The organism is Paenibacillus vini (assembly GCF_018403325.1).
In the GTDB taxonomy this organism is placed as follows: domain Bacteria; phylum Bacillota; class Bacilli; order Paenibacillales; family Paenibacillaceae; genus Fontibacillus; species Fontibacillus vini.
This window is the reverse complement of record NZ_BOSL01000016.1, coordinates 46,947-66,356: the sequence shown is the minus strand read 5'-3', so window position 1 is coordinate 66,356 and position 19,410 is coordinate 46,947. Positions and strand designations below refer to the sequence as shown.

At 49.6% G+C, this 19,410-nt stretch carries 17 protein-coding genes; 4 read left to right on the top strand and 13 right to left on the bottom strand.

The window, feature by feature from the left end:
- Positions 1–394: 394 nt before the first annotated feature.
- Both wrbA and KJS57_RS20810 read right to left on the bottom strand, forming a co-directional pair.
- A complete protein-coding gene (gene wrbA, locus KJS57_RS20815) occupies positions 395–1,009 on the bottom strand; it encodes an NAD(P)H:quinone oxidoreductase (RefSeq protein ID WP_213656220.1) in 615 nt (204 codons plus the stop codon).
- A gap of 147 nt (positions 1,010–1,156) precedes the next feature.
- Complete coding sequence (locus KJS57_RS20810; protein WP_213656219.1) at positions 1,157–3,052, bottom strand: PrkA family serine protein kinase; 1,896 nt, start codon at positions 3,050–3,052, stop codon at positions 1,157–1,159.
- A gap of 247 nt (positions 3,053–3,299) precedes the next feature.
- Here KJS57_RS20810 and KJS57_RS20805 point away from each other — a divergent pair, with 247 nt between their 5' ends.
- Positions 3,300–4,052, top strand: a complete 753-nt coding sequence (locus KJS57_RS20805) for a DUF2161 domain-containing phosphodiesterase (protein ID WP_213656218.1) — start codon at positions 3,300–3,302, stop codon at positions 4,050–4,052.
- Between the two features lie 35 nt (positions 4,053–4,087).
- Here KJS57_RS20805 and KJS57_RS20800 read toward each other — a convergent pair whose 3' ends face one another.
- The gene (locus KJS57_RS20800) at positions 4,088–4,582 is read right to left on the bottom strand and encodes an aminotransferase-like domain-containing protein (RefSeq protein ID WP_213656217.1); all 495 of its coding nucleotides are present in this window, start codon (positions 4,580–4,582) and stop codon (positions 4,088–4,090) included.
- Between the two features lie 174 nt (positions 4,583–4,756).
- Here KJS57_RS20800 and KJS57_RS20795 point away from each other — a divergent pair, with 174 nt between their 5' ends.
- Positions 4,757–5,164 (top strand): hypothetical protein, encoded by a 408-nt coding sequence (locus KJS57_RS20795; protein WP_213656216.1) that lies wholly within the window; start codon positions 4,757–4,759, stop codon positions 5,162–5,164.
- Positions 5,161–6,228, top strand: a complete 1,068-nt coding sequence (locus tag KJS57_RS20790; protein WP_213656215.1) for a phosphodiester glycosidase family protein — start codon at positions 5,161–5,163, stop codon at positions 6,226–6,228. Before KJS57_RS20795 ends, KJS57_RS20790 begins: the two co-directional genes overlap by 4 nt.
- Positions 6,229–6,544: 316 nt before the next feature.
- Here the strand turns inward: KJS57_RS20790 and KJS57_RS20785 are convergent, their stop codons facing one another.
- The 9 genes from KJS57_RS20785 to KJS57_RS20745 form a co-directional block, all read right to left on the bottom strand.
- On the bottom strand, positions 6,545–6,790 hold the full coding sequence (locus tag KJS57_RS20785) for an AbrB/MazE/SpoVT family DNA-binding domain-containing protein (protein WP_211025257.1): 246 nt from the start codon (positions 6,788–6,790) through the stop codon (positions 6,545–6,547).
- A 100-nt stretch (positions 6,791–6,890) separates the two neighbouring features.
- On the bottom strand, positions 6,891–7,460 hold the full coding sequence (locus KJS57_RS20780; RefSeq protein ID WP_211025255.1) for a maltose acetyltransferase domain-containing protein: 570 nt from the start codon (positions 7,458–7,460) through the stop codon (positions 6,891–6,893).
- A gap of 48 nt (positions 7,461–7,508) precedes the next feature.
- A complete protein-coding gene (gene trmL, locus KJS57_RS20775; RefSeq protein ID WP_211025253.1) occupies positions 7,509–7,973 on the bottom strand; it encodes a tRNA (uridine(34)/cytosine(34)/5-carboxymethylaminomethyluridine(34)-2'-O)-methyltransferase TrmL in 465 nt (154 codons plus the stop codon).
- A 163-nt stretch (positions 7,974–8,136) separates the two neighbouring features.
- Positions 8,137–9,225, bottom strand: a complete 1,089-nt coding sequence (gene serC, locus KJS57_RS20770; RefSeq protein WP_211025251.1) for a 3-phosphoserine/phosphohydroxythreonine transaminase — start codon at positions 9,223–9,225, stop codon at positions 8,137–8,139.
- A gap of 154 nt (positions 9,226–9,379) precedes the next feature.
- Positions 9,380–10,279, bottom strand: a complete 900-nt coding sequence (locus tag KJS57_RS20765; RefSeq protein WP_213656213.1) for a hypothetical protein — start codon at positions 10,277–10,279, stop codon at positions 9,380–9,382.
- Between the two features lie 33 nt (positions 10,280–10,312).
- Positions 10,313–13,039: a GH36-type glycosyl hydrolase domain-containing protein gene (locus KJS57_RS20760; RefSeq protein WP_213656211.1), complete on the bottom strand. Its 2,727-nt coding sequence runs from the start codon at positions 13,037–13,039 to the stop codon at positions 10,313–10,315.
- 125 nt (positions 13,040–13,164) lie between these two features.
- Positions 13,165–14,001: a carbohydrate ABC transporter permease gene (locus KJS57_RS20755; protein WP_213656210.1), complete on the bottom strand. Its 837-nt coding sequence runs from the start codon at positions 13,999–14,001 to the stop codon at positions 13,165–13,167.
- Positions 14,002–14,003: 2 nt separating this feature from the next.
- Positions 14,004–14,897 (bottom strand): carbohydrate ABC transporter permease, encoded by an 894-nt coding sequence (locus KJS57_RS20750; RefSeq protein WP_211025243.1) that lies wholly within the window; start codon positions 14,895–14,897, stop codon positions 14,004–14,006.
- Between the two features lie 94 nt (positions 14,898–14,991).
- A complete protein-coding gene (locus KJS57_RS20745) occupies positions 14,992–16,347 on the bottom strand; it encodes an ABC transporter substrate-binding protein (RefSeq protein WP_211025241.1) in 1,356 nt (451 codons plus the stop codon).
- Between the two features lie 438 nt (positions 16,348–16,785).
- On the opposite strand from KJS57_RS20745, the gene KJS57_RS20740 reads away from it, so the two are divergent.
- The gene (locus KJS57_RS20740; RefSeq protein WP_373316848.1) at positions 16,786–17,787 is read left to right on the top strand and encodes a LacI family DNA-binding transcriptional regulator; all 1,002 of its coding nucleotides are present in this window, start codon (positions 16,786–16,788) and stop codon (positions 17,785–17,787) included.
- A 113-nt stretch (positions 17,788–17,900) separates the two neighbouring features.
- Here the strand turns inward: KJS57_RS20740 and glnA are convergent, their stop codons facing one another.
- Positions 17,901–19,325: a type I glutamate--ammonia ligase gene (gene glnA, locus KJS57_RS20735; protein WP_213656208.1), complete on the bottom strand. Its 1,425-nt coding sequence runs from the start codon at positions 19,323–19,325 to the stop codon at positions 17,901–17,903.
- Positions 19,326–19,410: the final 85 nt, after the last annotated feature.

The window sequence follows — 19,410 nt, the reverse complement described above, 5'->3', positions numbered from 1 at the left end:
TGACTTAAGAAAGAGCTATATCTCTTGCTGCCGTTAAATTAACTGTAAATTCTACAGTTAAATGTATCAACTTAGCCGTTTTAGATAAATTAGATGTAAAACCTACCGCTAAATTCACCCTTTTCGGCGAAATCACCACATTCCGGCTAAATTAACGGTAGGTTTTACAGTTATTTCACATCAAACCGGGAATTCCAGAAGATTAGATGTAGGTTATACAGTTAATTCATTCACCAAACTATCATCACTTGTCACTTTGGCCCATTGGGGCGCCCTAGCACGCTGAATTCACTTAGCACCTCGACACTTTGGCTCCGTGACACTTTATTACTCATTATGCACTTTGGACTTTGGCTCCTTCGTACCTTAGCCCTTTACCAACATCAGTTACTTCTTACTGCGACTTCCCGTTCTTCACCCACTCCGTCACGGACACGGTGCGTTTGGCCTGGTAGATCACGCCGTCGCGAAGATTCTCCTGGATTTTGCCGTCCTGGCCTACTGTGGCGCTCATACCGTAGGGGTTTCCTCCGGATGCGAAGGTAACCGGGTCCGTGTAGCCCGGAGCAGCAATGATCGCACCCCAGTGATACATTGTCGTATACAGCGACAAGATGGTCGCCTCTTGTCCGCCATGCAGGTTGCTTGCACTGGACATGGCGCTGACCACTTTGTTGACCAGCTTGCCTTGAGCCCACAGTCCGCCAGTCGTATCCAGGAACTGCTTCATCTGGGAAGGGACGTTGCCGAAGCGGGTAGGCACGCTGAAAATAATTCCGTCCGCCCAAACCAAATCGTCCAATGTAGCAACCGGGACATCCTTGGTAGATTCCACATGCGCCTTCCAGGCCGGATTACTGTTGATTGCGGCTTCCGGCGCCAATTCCTCGACCTTCAACAATTTCACTTCGGCCCCCGCCGCCTTTGCCCCTTCTGCTGCCCAACTTGCTAATTGATGATTGGTTCCCGTCGAGCTGTAATAGATAACTGCCAAGTTTATATTTGCCATGAACAGATTTCCTCCTTAGTGTGAACGATCTTATCCCTCATAACTTAACCAATTTCGATTTCCCCGATTCCACATCTATAGTTAAATAAATAAAGCCCGGCGACAAAAAGCGTCGTCAGGCTCTCACTCTCACAGTACTCCATTAGATTAGCGGTTCAGCAAACTTCCCACATACCGAAGCAATTCATTGGCGCAGACCGGGCAGTAGCCGTGCTCGTCAATCAGCCGCTTGCTGACCTCGTTGATGCGTTTCAACTGGTTTTCATCCGGCGTTTTGGTGGAAGTCGTGATTTTCACGATATCCTTGAGGTCCGCGAACAGCTTCTTTTCGATCGCCTCGCGCAGCCGGTCATGATGATTGTATTCAAACTTTCTGCCCTTACGGGAGTAGGCGGAGATCCGAATCAGAATTTCCTCGCGGAACGCCTTTTTGGCATTCTCCGAGATGCCGATTTGCTCCTCGATCGAGCGCATCAGCCTTTCGTCCGGGTCCATCTCCTCATCGGTCAGAGGATCGCGGATCTTGGTCCAATTGCAGAATGCTTCGATATTGTCGAGATAATTCTCGAACAAGGTTCTGGCCGACTCTTCAAAAGAATACACAAACGCTTTTTGCACTTCTTTCTTAGCGAGCTCATCATACTCTTTGCGGGCGATGCTGATGAAATTGAGGTAGCGTTCCCGCTCCTCTTTCGTGATAGAAGCGTGCTGATCCAGGCCGTCCTTGATGGCGCGGAGTATATCCAACGCCCCCATGCAGTGCAGATCCTGCTTGATCAGCGCGCTCGAAATCCGGTTAATGACATATCTCGGATCCACGCCGGACATGCCCTCTTCCAAATATTCGTTCTGCAGCTCCTTCAAATCGGCATCCTTGTAGCCTTCGACTTCCTCACCGTCGTACAGCCGCATCTTCTTCACGAGATCGATGCCCTGCTTTTTGGTCTCTTTGAGCCGGGTAAGTATAGAAAAAATAGCCGCGGAACGCAGGGCGTGCGGAGCAATGTGCACATGGCTCATGTCGCTCTGTCCGATCAGCTTGGCGTAAATTTTCTCCTCCTGGGACACTTTGAGGTTGTATGGAATCGGCATTACAATCATCCGTGACTGCAAAGCCTCATTTTTTTTGTTGGCAATAAACGCTTTGTACTCCGATTCGTTAGTGTGAGCAATGATTAGCTCATCGGCGCTTATGAGCGCAAATCTCCCGGCTTTAAAATTGCCTTCCTGGGTTAGGGACAGCAAGTTCCAGAGGAATTTTTCGTCGCATTTCAGCATTTCCTGAAATTCCATTAAACCGCGGTTCGCTTTGTTAAGCTCCCCGTCAAACCGATAAGCTCTGGGGTCCGATTCCGAACCATATTCCGTAATGGTAGAAAAATCAATACTTCCCGTCAGGTCCGCGATATCCTGTGATTTCGGATCCGAAGGACTGAACGTGCCGATACCGACCCGGCCATCTTCTGACAACAGCACTCTCTCAACAGCAACCTGTTCAATGTCACCGTCATATTCCGTCTTCAATCTCATCTGGCATACCGGGCAAAGATTTCCTTCAATCCGCACGCCAAGCGCCTTTTCCACCTCCGGCCGAAGCTCATGAGGCACCAAATGAAGCGGGTCTTCATGCATCGGGCAACCCGCTATGGCATAGACAGCCCCTTTGTCGGTACGCGAGAACTTCTCCAATCCTCTTTTTAGCAGCGTCACCAGTGTCGATTTGCCGCCGCTGACCGGCCCCATTAGCAGCAGGATCCGCTTCCTAACATCCAGTCGTCTTGCCGCTGAATGAAAATATTCCTCCACCAGCTTCTCCACCGCACGATCGAGCCCGAAAATTTCCTGTTCAAAGAACTTATACCTTTTCCGGCCGTTCACTTCTTCTACGCCATAAGATTCGATCATTTCATATACCCGGGCATGGGCTGTCATGGCAGGCGCAGGGTCTGTGGCGAGCAATTCGATATATTGCTTGAATGTTCCGTTCCAGACAAGCGAATCGCTCTCCGCCCGGTATGCCGCTATACGTTCAAAAATATCCATATTCGGTACCTCCTGTACTCCGCTTGGTGTGTTCTGATTCCCCCGTTAGTGATCCTGGCTGAAACGCTGGGCTCATGCCTTGCTCTTTGTCCCGTCGGCTCTTTACACCGGGTGTGAATGCGGCGTTACATCGCCGCTCTTTTTGGAAAAAGTGTATTACATACCTATGCGGAGGGAGCGGATAAGTTGACCTTCGGATATGATATAATTTTTTGGTAAGCAAATTTTCTTGAAAAGGAAGATCGTGATGGCAGTACAGCATGAGACGGAATTGTATGCGCCGCTTAAGGCATTTTTCGAGGAGCGGGGCTACAGTGTCAAAAGCGAGGTTCGACACTGCGATCTGGTTGGAATTTCGCCGTACAGCGAGCAGCCTCTCATCGTGGAAATGAAAAAGACATTCAATCTCCACCTGCTGCTGCAAGGGCTGGAAAGACAAAAGCTAAGCAGCGACGTCTATCTCGCCGTGGAACGCAACCGCGCCAAACGCGGGGCCCACAATCAGCGCTGGAACGAAATTACGATCCTTTGCCGCAGGCTGGGTCTAGGCCTGATCACCGTAACGCGCTATAAAACAAAACCGCCCTTTGTGGAGATTCTCTGTTCCCCGGGCGACAAAGTTATCGTGCCATCACCGAAAGTGATCAAAGCACGGGCCTCCAAGCTGCTTTACGAGTTCAACGAACGCAGCGGAGATTACAATGTCGGCGGCAGCAACGGAACGAAGCTGGTCACTGCCTACCGCGAAAAGGCGCTACGAGTCGCCCTAGCCCTTCAGGCAGGCGGAGAGATGGCGCCGCGCGAGGTCCGCGACCGGAGCGGCATCGGCAACGCCGCCGCATTCCTTCAGCGGAACTACTATGGCTGGTTCCGCCGGGTTGCGCGAGGCCGCTATGTCCTGACGCCCGAAGGCGAGCAAGGAATTGCGCTCTATCAGGGCGTGGTCGACGGATGGCACCAGGCTGCCCCAGCGGCTGATGACAGATACCCGCATGAATAATAAATTCGCGATATCCCGGAGAACGAGCACCGGTTTCAACACTCGAAACGTGCGGTAAACTCCGACAACGCCTCGGCGATCCGGTCCATCCCCGTGCGGATCGCCTTTTCGTCATGTCCTCCAAAAACAACGGTAAAGACCTCGGGATCACGGACCAGCTCTATGGCAGGGCCGTCCTTCCCCTCATCCTTTTCTAGGACCGAGCCCGGCCAAAATGCCGTTCCCTTAAGCAACGAAGCCCTTAACAACGACTCCGCATGTAGTCCGGGAGGCAGGACGAAAGTTACATAGTTGCCGTTCTCATGAACCCGCCACTCTGTCTCCTTCCAAGCAGGTTGTTTCAACAAGTCCTGAATAGCCTCCTTTCCTGCCCGTCCTTTCTGCTCGATTCCGTTTTCGCTGTCGCTTGCTTCTCCGACCGTTACCTGCCCGGCAAATGAAATAAACGTTCCTTCATCTAAATAACCATCAACCTCATTTTTCAGGCCTGCCGGCAAGCTGCGAATCATCTCTCCGAGCCATAGCTCCATGTCAGCGCCCCCCGTTATTCAACTTTAAAGCGATTGTACCCGAGGACAAATTAGGATCGCAATTCACTTTCCGAAGTTAAATTTACGCCGCTTTGTCAGAATCTAGTGTATTTTGCGATAATAGAAACCACATGATAGAATGTAGTCTGGAAATAAAGACCCAGAGGTGATCACATGTCATACAATACCGAACTCGCAACCGAGCCCTCTCGCACCAGAAGAACGTCACGCAAGCCATCCGCCAAACTTATCGTTTTGATCTGGATTTTGTTAATAGGTGCGGGAGGCGCTTCCGCTTACTTATACAGCAATCATTTGAAGGAATCCATGATGCAGCAGCTGGATGCCAATTGGCAAGCCAAGACCGAGGAACTCAAGGCCGACTATACGGCGCAGCTATCCGCGCTTAGTACCGAGGTAAACAATTTGCAAAGCAAAGTGGAGACATTTAATGAGCTCCTGGAATTCACGAAGGACAACACCACCGATAAGACGGACAACAGCAACAAGCTCTACACTCAATTAAGCGAAGTGAAAAAACAGCTGGCCGAGCTGCAAAAGAAGATGGATTTGCTGAAATGATAACACCGACCAAACAAATCAACCGTTTTTTTCTGCTGGCGACCGGTCCCCTCTTGGGACTGTTAATTGCGCTGTTCATCGGAGGAGCCAATATCGATCTGAACCGGGACAAAGTAAGCTTTGCACCGGATTCGGAAATTCCCCAGGTTACCGGGCAAATCGCCCAAAAGCTGGATGCAGCCGAAGGAGCGGCCAAACTGACGGCCTCCTCCATCAAGGAAACTGCCGAACTCTATCATAAAACGACTTCCACTATGTCAACGATCGTAGAGACGGCTCAACAATCGGCTAACCGTCCGGAGGCCATTTATAACAAAAGAATTACCGTTAAGCTGGGCACGCCTTTCCAGACAATACAAAGCGATAAAATCCGGATCGAATTGTATAAAGTCAATCCGGGAACTTATAAAGGCTACGCCATGAAGGTGAAGCTGAAATCGCCGGATGCGATGAAAATGTCGCTAGGCAAGGACAAGCTGGGCGGTGCGGAAACGACGCTCCGGGCTGTTCAGCGGCATGGAGCCGTAGCCGGGATCAATGCCGGAGGATTTGCAGATTCGCAAGGGAAGAGATACCCGCTTAGCACTACCGTATTGAACGGGGAGTATTTGACCGGATTCGAACCGACCTTTAAGGATTTATTCTTTGTAGGTCTCAGCAAATCCGGCAAGCTGATCGGAGGAAAGTATAAAAACAAAGCCGATTTGGACAAGCTGCAGCCTTCGTTCGGTGCGTCCTTTGTCCCGATTCTGCTGAATAACGGCGTGAAAACGACCATTCCGCAAAAATGGAAAACTTCGCCGCTGCGGGCTCCCCGTACGGTCATCGGCAACTACAAGGATGATCAGCTTCTGATCCTCGTCATCGACGGCAGGGATGAGAACGGAAGCTCCGGCGCCACGCTGCCCGAGTTACAGGACAAGTTGTTCAAGCTTGGCGTTCAGGACGCATATAACCTGGATGGCGGAGGCTCCTCTTCCCTGATCGTGAACGGCCGGGTCGTCAACAAGCCTTCCGACGGGCAGCTCCGTCCGGTTCCAACGCATTTTCTGTTTTTTAAATAGGTAATCACGAGACTCTTTTATTTTGTCTATGAAATAGATCATAATTTGATTTATTTTTAATGGAGAGATGGGTATAATAGGAGCAGGAGTATAACGTGGAGGTGTTCCGCTATGAGTTTTTCGCTAACATTTTGGATTATTACTGTGGTGCTGGCCATGTTCCTGTGCGGCATTCTGACTTCATCCTACAATGATGACAAAACAAAAGGCCTGTAAATAAATGAGCTTCCCCTTCTGGGGAGGCTTATTTATTTCAGACCGCATCGCAGGCAAGTCTCCCCGCGTAACCGCCAGGCAGCTCGCCACTCCGAACGGGTTAGGACAACCGGTTCATTTCCAGCAGACACTGATGGCAAATGGAACGTTCCTTGAAGTCGCTTACTTGTTCCATGGAACCGCAGAACACACATTTTGGGCGATATCTCTCTAAAATGATGTGGTCACCCTGCACTAAAATTTCTACAGGATCCCCCTCGTTCATCTGATATCTCTTTCGAAGCGATTTGGGCAAGACAATTCTTCCCAGCTGGTCCACTTTGCGGACCACACCAGCAGGTTTCATAAAACGTACACCTCTCCTGAAAAAATATTATGTAAAATAGAACCAAATACCTATTCCTATTTTATAATTCGCTATTTTTTTCAGGATTCCTGCTGATTCGCTAAATCTCAACGTATTTAATTATTTTCGCAGGATTCCCGCCGACAACCGCATTATCAGGTACATCCTTCGTGACTACCGCCCCCGCCGCGATGACTACGTTATCGCCGATCGTGACGCCCGGCACAATAACAGCACGGCCGCCAATCCAGACGTTATTGCCGATGGTCACCGGCTTCCCGAATTCGGCCCCGGAGTTCCGCTCGTTCGGATTCAAAGGATGCGCCGCCGTATAGATATGAACACCCGGCGCCATGAAACAAAAGTCCCCGATCCGCACTTCGCAAACATCCAGTATCACGCAATCAAAGTTGGCGTAAAATTGGTCCCCGACGTAGATATTCGATCCATAGTCGCACCGGAATGTCGGTTCAATATAAATATGCTCCCCGGTAGATCCGAATAGTTCCTTCAGAATGGCCGTTCTCTGCTCTCTTTCATCCTCAAGCGTCTGATTGTATTGGCGGGTCAGTTGGCGGGCCTTTAACCGTTCAGCGACCAGCTCCGCATCGCTGGCGTCATACCACTCGCCCCCGAGCATTTTTTCTTTTTCTGTTCTAAGTTGAGACATGTTCAGTACCTCCACAATTTATATACCGCTATTCCTCGCAATTTCCCCTTATTCCATCCCCGGAAAATCCAGCTGCCGCAGCGCTTCGTAAACGATAATCGCCGCGGAATTCGATAAATTGAGCGAGCGGACCTTGTCGGTCATCGGCATCCGCATCACCGTTTCGGGGTGGGCCTCCAAAATTTCAGGCGCGAGCCCCTTGGTTTCTTTACCGAACACAAAGAAATCTCCATCTTGGTATTCGAAATCCGTGTAACGCTTCTTGGCTTTAGTTGTAGCGAAGAAAAACCGGCTGCCGCTGTATTTCTCTTCTACCTCGGCAAACGAATCGTGATATTCGATATTTACGGCGTACCAGTAATCAAGTCCCGCCCTTTTTAACGTAGCGTCATCAGTTCGAAAACCGAGAGGCCGCACCAGATGCAAGTGAATGCCGGTCGCCGCGCAGGTTCTCGCAATATTCCCGGTATTCGCCGGAATCTCCGGCTCTACGAGTACAATATGCAATGCCATGTTGATCAACACCTCTATATGTCTTTTTTGAACTCAATCTCTTTATTATAACAGTTTATCCGGAAAAGCCGCATCAAAAAGAATGGTCCATAAGTCAGCGCCAACAAAAACGGCAGCCGGAGGATTATCCTCCGCTGCCGCTTCAAGCTTGCTTAATTAATTGTTATCCGTTCGCTTTTTGAAACTCGGTCATGAAGTCAACGAGTGCTTTGACGCTGTCATAAGGCACTGCGTTATAAATGGAGGCACGAAGCCCGCCGACGCTGCGGTGACCCTTCAAGCCCACGAAACCTTCCAGTTCCGATTGCTTGATGAACTGCTTCTCCAGCTCCTCGGAAGCAAGACGGAAGGTCACGTTCATGATCGAACGGTCTGCCGCATTCGCGCATCCGCGGTAGAATCCGCCGCTGCCATCGATCGCCTGGTACAGAAGATTCGCTTTGTCCTTGTTCTTCTGCTCGATTCCTGCCAGGGAACCCTGCTCTTCGATCCATTTCAACACTTCGTTCACCATATAAATCGAGAAGGATGGCGGCGTGTTATAAAGCGAGTTATTCTCGGCATGGGTATCGTAACGGAAATAGCTAGGCAAGTGCTTAGGGGAGTTCTGAAGAAGCTCCTCGCGGGCGATTACCACCGTTACGCCGGATGGTCCCAGATTCTTCTGTGCGCCGGCATAAACGACGCCGAACTGGGTCAAATCAAAAGGACGGCACAAAATATCGCTCGACATGTCCGCAATCAAAGGCACGCTTCCGGTATCCGGAAAGCTTTGGAATTGAGTTCCTTCGATCGTTTCATTGGAAGTAACATGCAGGTAAGCTGCGTTCTCAGGAAGGTTCAGCTTGCTGAGATCCGGTACCGACATATATTTATCTTCTTCCGAAGAAGCTGCGACAAAAGTGTCCCCGATCAGCTTGGCTTCCTTGAGCGCCTTGTTCGCCCAGCTTCCCGTCTTCACGTAGCCGGCCGTTTTGCCTTCCGTCAAAAGGTTCATCGGAAGCATAGCGAATTGCGTCGTAGCTCCGCCTTGCAGGAACAATACCTTGTATCCCTCCGGATTCCCCAACAGGTTCAGCAAGCGGCTTGAGGCTTCATTATGAACCTCTTCATATACCTTGCCGCGGTGCGACATCTCCATAATGGACATTCCGGTACCTTTAAAATCGACAAATTCCGCTTGCGCGCGTTCCAGAACAGCAAGTGGCAGGGCCGCCGGTCCTGCGTTAAAGTTGTAAGCTCTCTTGCTCATTGCTCCCCCATCCTTTCTCCTCATTGTCTAATATGGTTCGAAGTTTTAGATAAGGATTATCATAGCAACTATTCTTTTTTCCAGCAAGCTGATATTTCGTCAAAACCCGCAGTTTGCAGAATTGACACATTAACGCTTCATCCCGTCAAAGGACCTAGTCCGGTTTCGTGAAAAATTCATATACTCTCGACCAGGTCTTTTGTTCGCCGGGAGCCAGTTTCACTTCAATAAACATTTCCGGGGATACGACATGGCCGATTCCCCAAACCGCCGCAGCCGAAACATGGAATCTGCTGATTTCACGGACGCCTGCTCCACTCGGGTGGTGCAGCAGTTCCCAGACCCAAGGGTATTTATTTCCATCGAAACCCGGAAGGCGGAAATAAAACGGGTCTTTTGGCGTATGGTCCCAGCGAACTTCGCCGGCATCTCCCTTGCCAAAGATCAGGCCGGCAAGCGTTTCCTCTTCATCCGCCCAGGGAAACAATTCAAACGGAAACTTCAATACGTAATTCGGACCTATCGGATAACCGTCGATTCCAAAGAAATTATGACAATATTCCTCGGTAAGGATAGGCTTCGTCCCTGTATTGTGAAGCAGATACTGTACCGTAAGCCGATTTTCGTCTATCGAAACCGATTTGGTAACGGCAACCGCGTATCCACGGCAATCTTCCGGAGTTATCCGAAACGTAATTTTCCGGGTGCCTTCCATTTCGATTTCAGTAGCAAAAGGTTTGATCGGATACGCTCGCGAGAAGTCATATTCCCGGTCATCCGGCCGGGTTAGCAGCCCGACGCCGAGTTTGGGAAACGCTCCACCTACTGGCGCGTCCTCGTAGCCGATCGGTTCCTTAATTCCGAACTCATTGCACAGGCCCGCGCCTCCGGTGCCCTGACCGGGCACCAGGCTTTCGGGAACGCAGTATGAGTGATTTCCATCGAGTAATGTAACGTCCGTAATAAATCCGTTCCAATCAAAACGGGATCCCCGATAATCTCCGGGCTCAGCGATTTCAATCACCAGTTGTTCATTCTTAAGTTGATAAGCCATTGCTGAAATGCCTCCCAAAATCACTAACGGGCTTTATTGCCCCAATACAATTTCAAGCTCATGCAATCCGTCTTCCGAAAGCTTTTCGATCGCGCTCCGTTGAATCAGGCAGCCTTCTCCCGAAACGACGAAAGGAAGCGACTCCCCGTTCAAGGTAACGGATTGAATGCGATATGCTCCGTAATCGGCTCCTTGAGGATTACAATAAACGAGACGCAGCATACGTCCGGCAAACAACGTCTCAACGGAAGCTTTACCGTCCACGTCAAACTGCGGTTTCATCAATTTCGGCTCCAACTGCAAATCGCCGTAATAGCCCTTGACCCCGAACACTTCCGTCAACTGGGTCAGCAACAGCCAACTGGCCGATCCGGTCAGATACGTGTACATGCCGCGTCCTTTTTCGTTGATATACTCCGGGATTCCCGGATACATGCGGCTTTGCTCAAAGTCGGCGGACAGTTTGTATATGGAGTCCAGGACGTCGAAGCCCTCCTTCACAAAACCGCGCTTATACAATGCGTTCGCATACATCACGGTCATATGACTGAACATTGCGCCGTTCTCCTTATGTCCGAAGGCGAAGCCAAACGCCCGTCCCAGATCCTGCTGAATACCACCAAACCGGGAATTCAAACGGTATCCGATCTTGTCGTCTTTCAAATAACGGTTCACGGCGGAGGATATTTTACCGATCTGTTCTTCAGTGGCGACGCCGCCCATGATCGTGAACACTTGGCCCGTCAATGTCATCCGTACCCCGCTAGGCTGATCTCCCTCTACCCGCTCGGCATGATCGTTATAGTACCCGTTAAACCATTCATGGCCTTCCTTGTTCTTGATCCATTCGTTCCGGCGCAGATGCTCCATCGCCCATTCGCCCTTACGCTTCAAGTCTTCAGCGACCTGACGGATATCCAGCTTCACCTTCGCTCCGGAAACAGAAGGAACAATGGAATCGTAATAACGCTGCAGCAAAGCCCGTTTATCGGCAATGCTGTCGTAAGCTACCGGATTACATAAGGTGTCGAACAGAACCGCCATTTCTTCGGCGATCTCCACGGAATCCTGGCCGGTCTTCTCATTCATCTCTAGCAACAGCTCAGAAAGCTCAAGCAGATTGCTCGCATAGAAAGCCGTAAACGCCACGCTTTCGCCGCGGTTCGGCGCCAAGTCAAGGCCGTCGTTCCAATCGGCGCCCTCCAGCAGGATGTTGCCGTGTTCTCCAACATGGAAGAACGGAGTCACATTTTGCAGCAGGATATGCTCCAGGATCGTTCCTTCATAGACTTTCCCGTCCCCGGTCAGCAGCTTGTTTCCTTGCTCCGGAGTCCACGTCAAATCACGTTCCTTGCAGCGTTTGACGAATACGTCGCGGAAATAGGTCTGCGGTTGAAGCAGCAGCTCCAAGTCCCCGCTTTGATGAATGTACAGCAGCGTCGTCAGCAGCGGCCAAGCCCCATGATCCATCCAGACGCGAGGAATGTTGTTGCGGTCCGCTACGAACTCGCCGGGTTTCGATCCGATAATGGTCGCGTTGCTGCCATCCATCCGGACACCCGCATAGTTGTTAAGCAGCAAGTTCCGGACCTCCGCAGGCTCCATGACCATAAGGGCCAGGCAATCCTGCCACAAATCGCGCCAGCCTCTTCCCCCACGGCCATAGTCATGGTAAGGGAGGAAGGAGTTGCCGTAGAGACGCCGCAAAATCGGCTGAAGGGTTACCCATTTCATCCACATATCCTGCTCTTTATCGCCGGTATGGAAGGTAACCGTATCCAGCTTGGCCTGCCAATAGGCTTCATTCTGACCAAGCAGTTCATCGAAACGCGCTTCCGACAAATAGTCGGCGGCAATCCGCTCCTGATCGATCCGGTCATCGGCGATGATCATCGCGATAACATAGGACACAGCTTGCCCCGGAGCAAGGGTAACCTCTTCGAAACGAAGAGCCCCGGTCGCTTCAAAGCCTTCGAGCTCGGCTCCGGCCTTTACAGCCGGTTCCAGGTTTGCTACTACGGCTTCCGGCCAATCTAGGGCACCGCCCTCACCTGTAAAGCCTTCGGTTTCCGGGAAGAAGCCTACAGGGACCTCTCCGCTTGCACCGGCGCCGAACACGCCGTAAGTCATCTTATTGACGCGATGTCCCCGCTCGTCAAAAGAAAGCGCCGGCTGGACTTCGACACCGTGTTGCGAAGTGAAGGTGCGATGCAGCAAGGAAGTAACGTGACGATGATCGCGGAGGTCATCCGCCGACCGCCCATAGATCGGAATCGCCGCAGTCGGAGTTAGCCGAAGCGGGGATGTTCCTGTATTGGTCAGCTTCACTTTCATAAGTTCGATTTTGTCGTCCGTAACAGGCACAAAATTGACCGTTTCGGCCCGCAAGCCGGCAGTCGCATGCTCCCGGGTTACTTTATGCCAAAGAAAGCCTCCCTCAAGTTCGCTCTTCTCTTCGCTACCGGAGAATAACGCAGCATTTTGCTTGGCCGAATTCCCACTCACGGACCAGGCACCGCTTCCCTCCAGGTACACCCAAAAGTTTCTTGAAGCTTTGGAATTATGAAGATCCAGCACCGATACCGGCTCCATCAAAAACGAATTGTGGCCGGAGGTCATTTCTCCGTGTAAATTAGGCGTGATAGCGGACATCATTCCCGCTTCGTTGACCAGCGGAAAATACAAATAACTGCTTTTTTCCGGCTGCTCCAGCTTAAATTGGCCCTGACTACCTAGAAACTCCCACTTTTTGCTCTTCATGTGATTCTCCCTCTCCCTTGGATATCGTAAACATTAAATCCGTCCATATCGGCCGGACTCCTGTTTCAGGCAAAAATGAATCCCGCTCTACGAAGGTATGCGGGATTCTGTTCCGTGGAACAACTTCAGGATTTAACCGCTCCCGCAAGCGCTCCGTCCACGAGATATTTTTGAATGAAGGTATACAGCACGATTAACGGGGCTGCCACAATGGTGATACCGCAGGCCAAGAGCGGCCAGTTGTTGCCGTATTGACCTTTGAATTCCTTCAGACCGAAAGTGATTGGATAGTTGACTTTACTTGGCAGATACATGATCGGGCCGACAAAGTCATTCCAGATACCGATAGCCGTCAAAATAACGCCGGTAGCGATAACCGGTTTCATCAGCGGCAGAATCATTTGGAACAAATAACGGAGATAACCCGATCCGTCCATCCCGGCCGCTTCATCCAGTTCCCGGCTGATCGATTTGATATAACCGACAAACATCATGAAGACGACGCCGGTACCTGACGTTTTGAGAATGATATATCCCAGCTTGGTGTCATAGCCGAACATGTCCAGACTTTCGCGCATCGATAACATGAGCTTATACTGGGCAACCATCGGGTTGGGCAGAAATTGGGACAACAGGAAGAACAAATAGATGAACCCGGCCCATTTGACATAACCGCGGGCTACCGGGAAAGCGCCCATAACAGACACAATGATGGTCAACACGGTTGCCACCCCGGTATAGATCACGCTGTTCAGGAAATAGTTAGCAAAATTCCCCTCTGTCCATGCGGTAGCGTAATTGCTCCACTGGATTTCTTTGACGAGGCCGATCGGATTCATCAAATATTCGGGGTAGGATTTAATGGAAACATTGAGTACGAGAATTAGCGGTACCACATATAAAACCAGCAATAAAGCAATGACAGCGTAGGACAGGACTGTAAACGATTTGGAATTTTTCATGATTAATATTCCACCTCTCTCTTACGCGTCTGTCTCACCGCAACAACGACGAAGACGAGAATGATCAGGAACTGAACGACAGACAATGCGGATGGAAGTCCCATCTCAAGGCTGCCTCGGAAGGTTTCTTTATAAACGTCATAAGCCATCGTTCTTGTGTTAAATCGTCCATCCGTCGTAGCCAGAATGATATCGAACGTGGACATCGCGCCGATAATCGAAAGCAGCATGTTTACGGTAAAGGAAGGAGCGATCAACGGGAATGTGATATGACGGAAAGATTGCCATTTGTTCGTACCGTCGATATAACCGGCTTCATACAAATCCTTCGGCACCGACTGCAAGCCAGCCAGGAAGATCAGCATGGAGTAGCCCATGTACATCCAGATTTGCACAAAAATAATGTATCCGAACGCATGCGTAAAGCTGGCAAAAAACATATCTTTATATCCGAACAGCCACTCGTACAGCATATTTACCGGACCGCTCATCGGGTCGAACATCATGCTCCAGATCAGAGCAACGACAGCTACACCCAGTACGACCGGCAAGAAGAAGACGGCACGGTAGAAATAGTCGCCGCGAAGCCGTTGGTTAATCAGTACGGCAATGAACAAAGCGACTCCGTTCTGAACGATGGTAACGATAAACATGAAGATTAATGTATTAATAATGGAGCGCCAGCGTTCTCCAGAGTTTCCGGAGTAAAATAGATCATAATAATTTTCCAGGCCGACAAATTTCATGGAACTGCCGGGGATGTTTTTTACGTCGGTAAAGGAATAAATCACGGTCATTACGGAGGGTCCAAAATAAAAGACAAGGTACAATCCCATAGGGATCAGCAGTAATAAAAACGGTATATATCTTGCAAAGCCTTTGCCAAATGGATACATCTCTCTCACCTCGCAGGTCCAAATCAAATAAATGATCGGGGTCTGCCTACGCAGACCCCGAGGGCAGTATGTTCTTTATAATTGTCTCTCTAAGTTATCTTGGAGCTGCTGCTTCCCATTCTTTTTGTTGCACATCAGCCAATTCCTTAGCGGTCTTAAATTGTCCGCCCGGTGCCAGATATTCTGTATGCACGCCTTCTGCAGCAAGATGTTCGCCCACGTTTTCGCGGTTGATCATCATGATTTCGTAAGCCAATTCAAAATCGCCCAGGTAAGGAGTCAGTTCGTTATCGATAAATTCGCTGTCCGTGGAAATATTGTCTTGGGTAGGAATAAAGCCTGCCGCTTTGACGAATTTAGTGTAGTTTTCAGGCTGCGAGAAGAATTCCAGCCATTTGAGTCCGCCTTCTTTGTTCGGGCCTTTCTCAGCAACATACCAGGTTACATCGTATTTACCTACGAAAGAAGCGTTTTTCGCAGCATCTTCAGTAGCCGGAACCGGGAAGTATCCGAATTTCAGATCCGGGTTAGCCGTAGCGATTGTAGGAGCATCCCACGATCCGTCAGCGAGCATAGCTACTTTACCTGTAGCAAAGATCGCAGGAGCGGAAGCGTAGTCGATTCCCATGAATCCATCGATCATGTAGTTGTCTTGGATCGTTTTCATTTTGTCGAGTACTTCAACGGCTTCAGCGTCATTGAACGCTGTTTCGCCCTTCCAAACGCCTTCGATCCATTTTTGTTGGTCGCCGCCACCGAGGATTTTCGCTTGAAGCGCAAATACCGGCAGTTTCAAAGGCCATACGTCCTTACCGGCCACCCCGATCGGAGTGATTCCTTTAGCCTTCAAATCCTCGCAAAGCTTAAGGAATTCAGACCAGGTTGTAGGCACTTTCAAACCGTTGTCTTCAAAAATCTGTTTATTGTAGAACAGACCCGACATGGCCACTTTACCGGTAGGAACGGCATAAACCTTGCCATTATATGTACCGGCTTTTTCGATATCGTTCGCGTTCCAGTTCTTCACCAGCTCTTGACCCGAAAGATCAGCGATCAGGCCGGAATCGATCCATTGCTGCCAATCCGGAGTTTTCGCGCCTGGTGTCCAGTCTTGCGGCGAAAGTCTCATGCCCGACAAGTCGGCCAGAACGTCGACATCGTTAGCTGTGATTCTGGCTCTCTGTGCTTGTTTATATTCGTCATCCGGACCTGTAGTCGTGTATTCGACTTTATATTCCGGATATTTCTTTTCGAAATCAGCGTTGATTTCTTCCATCGCTTTATTAATGTTTTCTTGCTTCCAGTGGAGAATTTTCACGACTTTCTTCTCACCGGATGATTTGCTTCCGCCTTCATTGGAAGGTGCTGCTTTGTCGTTATTGCCGCCACATGCAGCAAGGCTGAGTGTTAGAGCGCCTGCCAGTACCAAGGCTGAAATTCTCTTTACCATGTTGTTACCCCCTAATTTGGTAATTAAATTGACTGCTCTTTCGGGCGTGGTTTGCGATTAATCTACGAAAATTTTCGTTAAAACTGTGCTGTTGTTTCGCAAATCCTCATTTTTCTCCGAAAGCGGTTTCGTCAAAACACATTATTGCATCATTCCAAACGTTTGTAAAGATATTTTTTGTAACTGGTTTCATCCTGCTTAAGACCGCTTGTCCTTTCGGGAAAGATAGCGCTTCAATCCTTATCCCATCAACAGATATAGTTCTCCCCTTAAGGAATATAAACATCGTTTTTTAATTGACTTGCTTAAAGGTAGCCTGTAAACTTAAATTACGAAAATAGTTTCGAAACCTATTTCGCAACAAGAATAACCCGATTTGATTCTCTTTCAAGAGAGGGGGCAAAATTTTTGTCGGTCAATATAAAAACGATTGCGGAAATGGCGGGAGTTTCAGTATCTACCGTATCCAAAATCATTAACAACTATAGTGACATTTCCGTAGAAACCAAAGCGAAAGTTCACGAAATCATGAAACAGACAGGGTATGTCCCTTCCAACTCAGCGAAAACACTGGCCACCAAGAAATCCAGTCTGATCGGAGTGATCTTTGCCGGTAAACTGAATATCGACTTTACCCACCCGTTCTTTGTTGAGGTGCTTAACTCCTTTAAGAAACAAATGGGCTTTCTGGGCTATGACCTCCTGTTCTTCTCCAACGAAAAATCTCATGCTGTTGACGGTGATTATTTGGCCCGTTGCCGACACTTTCAAGTCGACGGGTGCATCATTGTTACAGGGCAGCAAGTGGAACCGTCGATCAGCGAGCTGGACCACAGCGAAATTCCATGCATTGGCGTCGATATCGAACTGAAGGGTAAAAGCTCCGGTTATATTATGTCCGACAATTACAAAATGTCTTATAAGGTAGTTGAACATTTCTACCTCCAGGGATATCGGGAGCTGGGATACATCGGAAGCACACTGGAATCGGATATTTCGAATATGCGGGAGAAAGGGTACAAGGACGCCATCGAAAGTTTCGGGCTTCCCGTTTTCGATAACTGGTTCGTGAATGGAGAGAACTTTTTCGAAGAGAGCGGTTATGAGGCTATTAATAAAATGATCGAATCCGGCAGCCTGCCTCGGGCCATCTTTGCCGCTTCCGACCTCATTGCCATCGGTGCCATGCGGGCATTGAAGGAACATGGATTCCGCGTTCCCGAAGACGTCGCTATCATCGGTTGCGACGACATCGAAGCTTGTAAATACACAAGCCCTGCCTTGTCCACCATAAGGCAAAATAAAGATAAGATCGGCAGACTTGCCGCCTCTTTATTGTTTGATCTGATGAATACACAGTCCGTAACCAGCAACGTGGTTGTGGAGCCGGAGCTTGTCATCCGGGAGTCCTGCGGGAATAAATTAAAAGTACAGCTTTAATAAAAGGCCGCCGAGTGTTTATCCGGGCGGCTTTTTATTATGATCGGCAAAAAAGCGATTGGACTGAGGGGTGAAATCCCCCTGGTCCAATCGCTTTTTTGATTCTAACCGGTTTACAGATCGTAATAAAGCCCGAATTCGTAAGGATGAACACGGATAGCTACCGATCTGGCTTCCGCCCGTTTTAAATCGATGAAATTATCGATGAATGCTTTAGTAAATACGCCGCCTTCCGTCAGGAATTCATAATCGGATTCCAGAGCGCTCAGCGCTTCGTCGAGTGAACCGGGAACACTGCGGATACCCGCCTTTTCTTCATCCGACAGTTCGTAGATGTTCTTGTCGAACGGTCCGTAGCCTTCTTTGGTCGGATCGATTTTGCGTTTGATTCCGTCAAGGCCCGCCATCAACATCGCCGAAAAAGCGAGGTACGGGTTCGCCGTCGAATCCGGAGTACGGAATTCGATCCGGCAGCCTTTAGGCGTTACAGCCGCAATCGGAATACGTACGGCAGCCGAACGGTTACCCTTCGAATAGACCAGGTTGACCGGAGCTTCGTAACCCGGAACCAGACGTTTAAACGAGTTCGTACTCGGATTCGTAAACGCGATCAATGCCGGCGCATGGTGCAGGATACCGCCGATATAATGCAGCGCCGTTTCGCTCAAGTTGGCATAGGCGCCTTTTTCGTAAAAGAGAGGTGTGTCGCCGTTAAAGATAGATTGGTGAACATGCATTCCGGAGCCGTTATCGCCAAAGAGCGGTTTCGGCATGAAGGTTGCTGTTTTGCCGAACTGGATGGCCGTGTTGTGCACGATATATTTGTAGACCATCAAATTGTCAGCCGTTTTCAACAAAGTATCGAAACGGAAGTTGATTTCAGCTTGACCGGCGGTAGCCACTTCATGGTGGTGACGCTCTACGCGAATGCCCGCCTCTTCAAGAAGCCGGCACATTTCGCTGCGAATATCCTGCTGCTTATCAGCCGGCGCTACCGGAACATAACCGCCCTTGACCGGAATTTTATAACCGAGGTTTCCCCCTTCTTCCGTACGTCCCGTATTCCAGAGTGCTTCCTCCGAATCAACCGAGTAAAAAGTTTTGTTCATTCCGCTCTCATACCGTACATCGTCGAAAATAAAAAATTCGGACTCCGGTGCGAAGAAAGCCGCAGTACCGACACCGCTCGCGTTCAGGTATTCTTCAGCCCGGACTGCGATGCTGCGAGGATCTCTTTCATATCTTTCCCCATCCGGCGTAAAAATGTCGCAAAATACATTCAGTGTCGGATGCGAGGTAAACGGATCCACATATACTGCGCCATGGTCCGGCATCATGACCATATCGGACTCTTCAATCCCACGGAACCCCGGAATCGAAGAACCGTCAAAAGCGACCCCGTTTACGAAAGTATCCTCATCGACCTCTTTAGCCGGAAGAGTGATGTGGTGTGCGCGACCGGATAAGTCAACAAAACGAAAATCGACCCACTCAATTTGTCTTTCCTGAATTGTTCTTAATACCAACTCTGCTGACATACAAATTCCTCCCAATCACGAACATTATGCCGAGAAATCCGTTCTAATGTTCACCCTTTTTGTTTATTCTGTCGTCATTATAAAA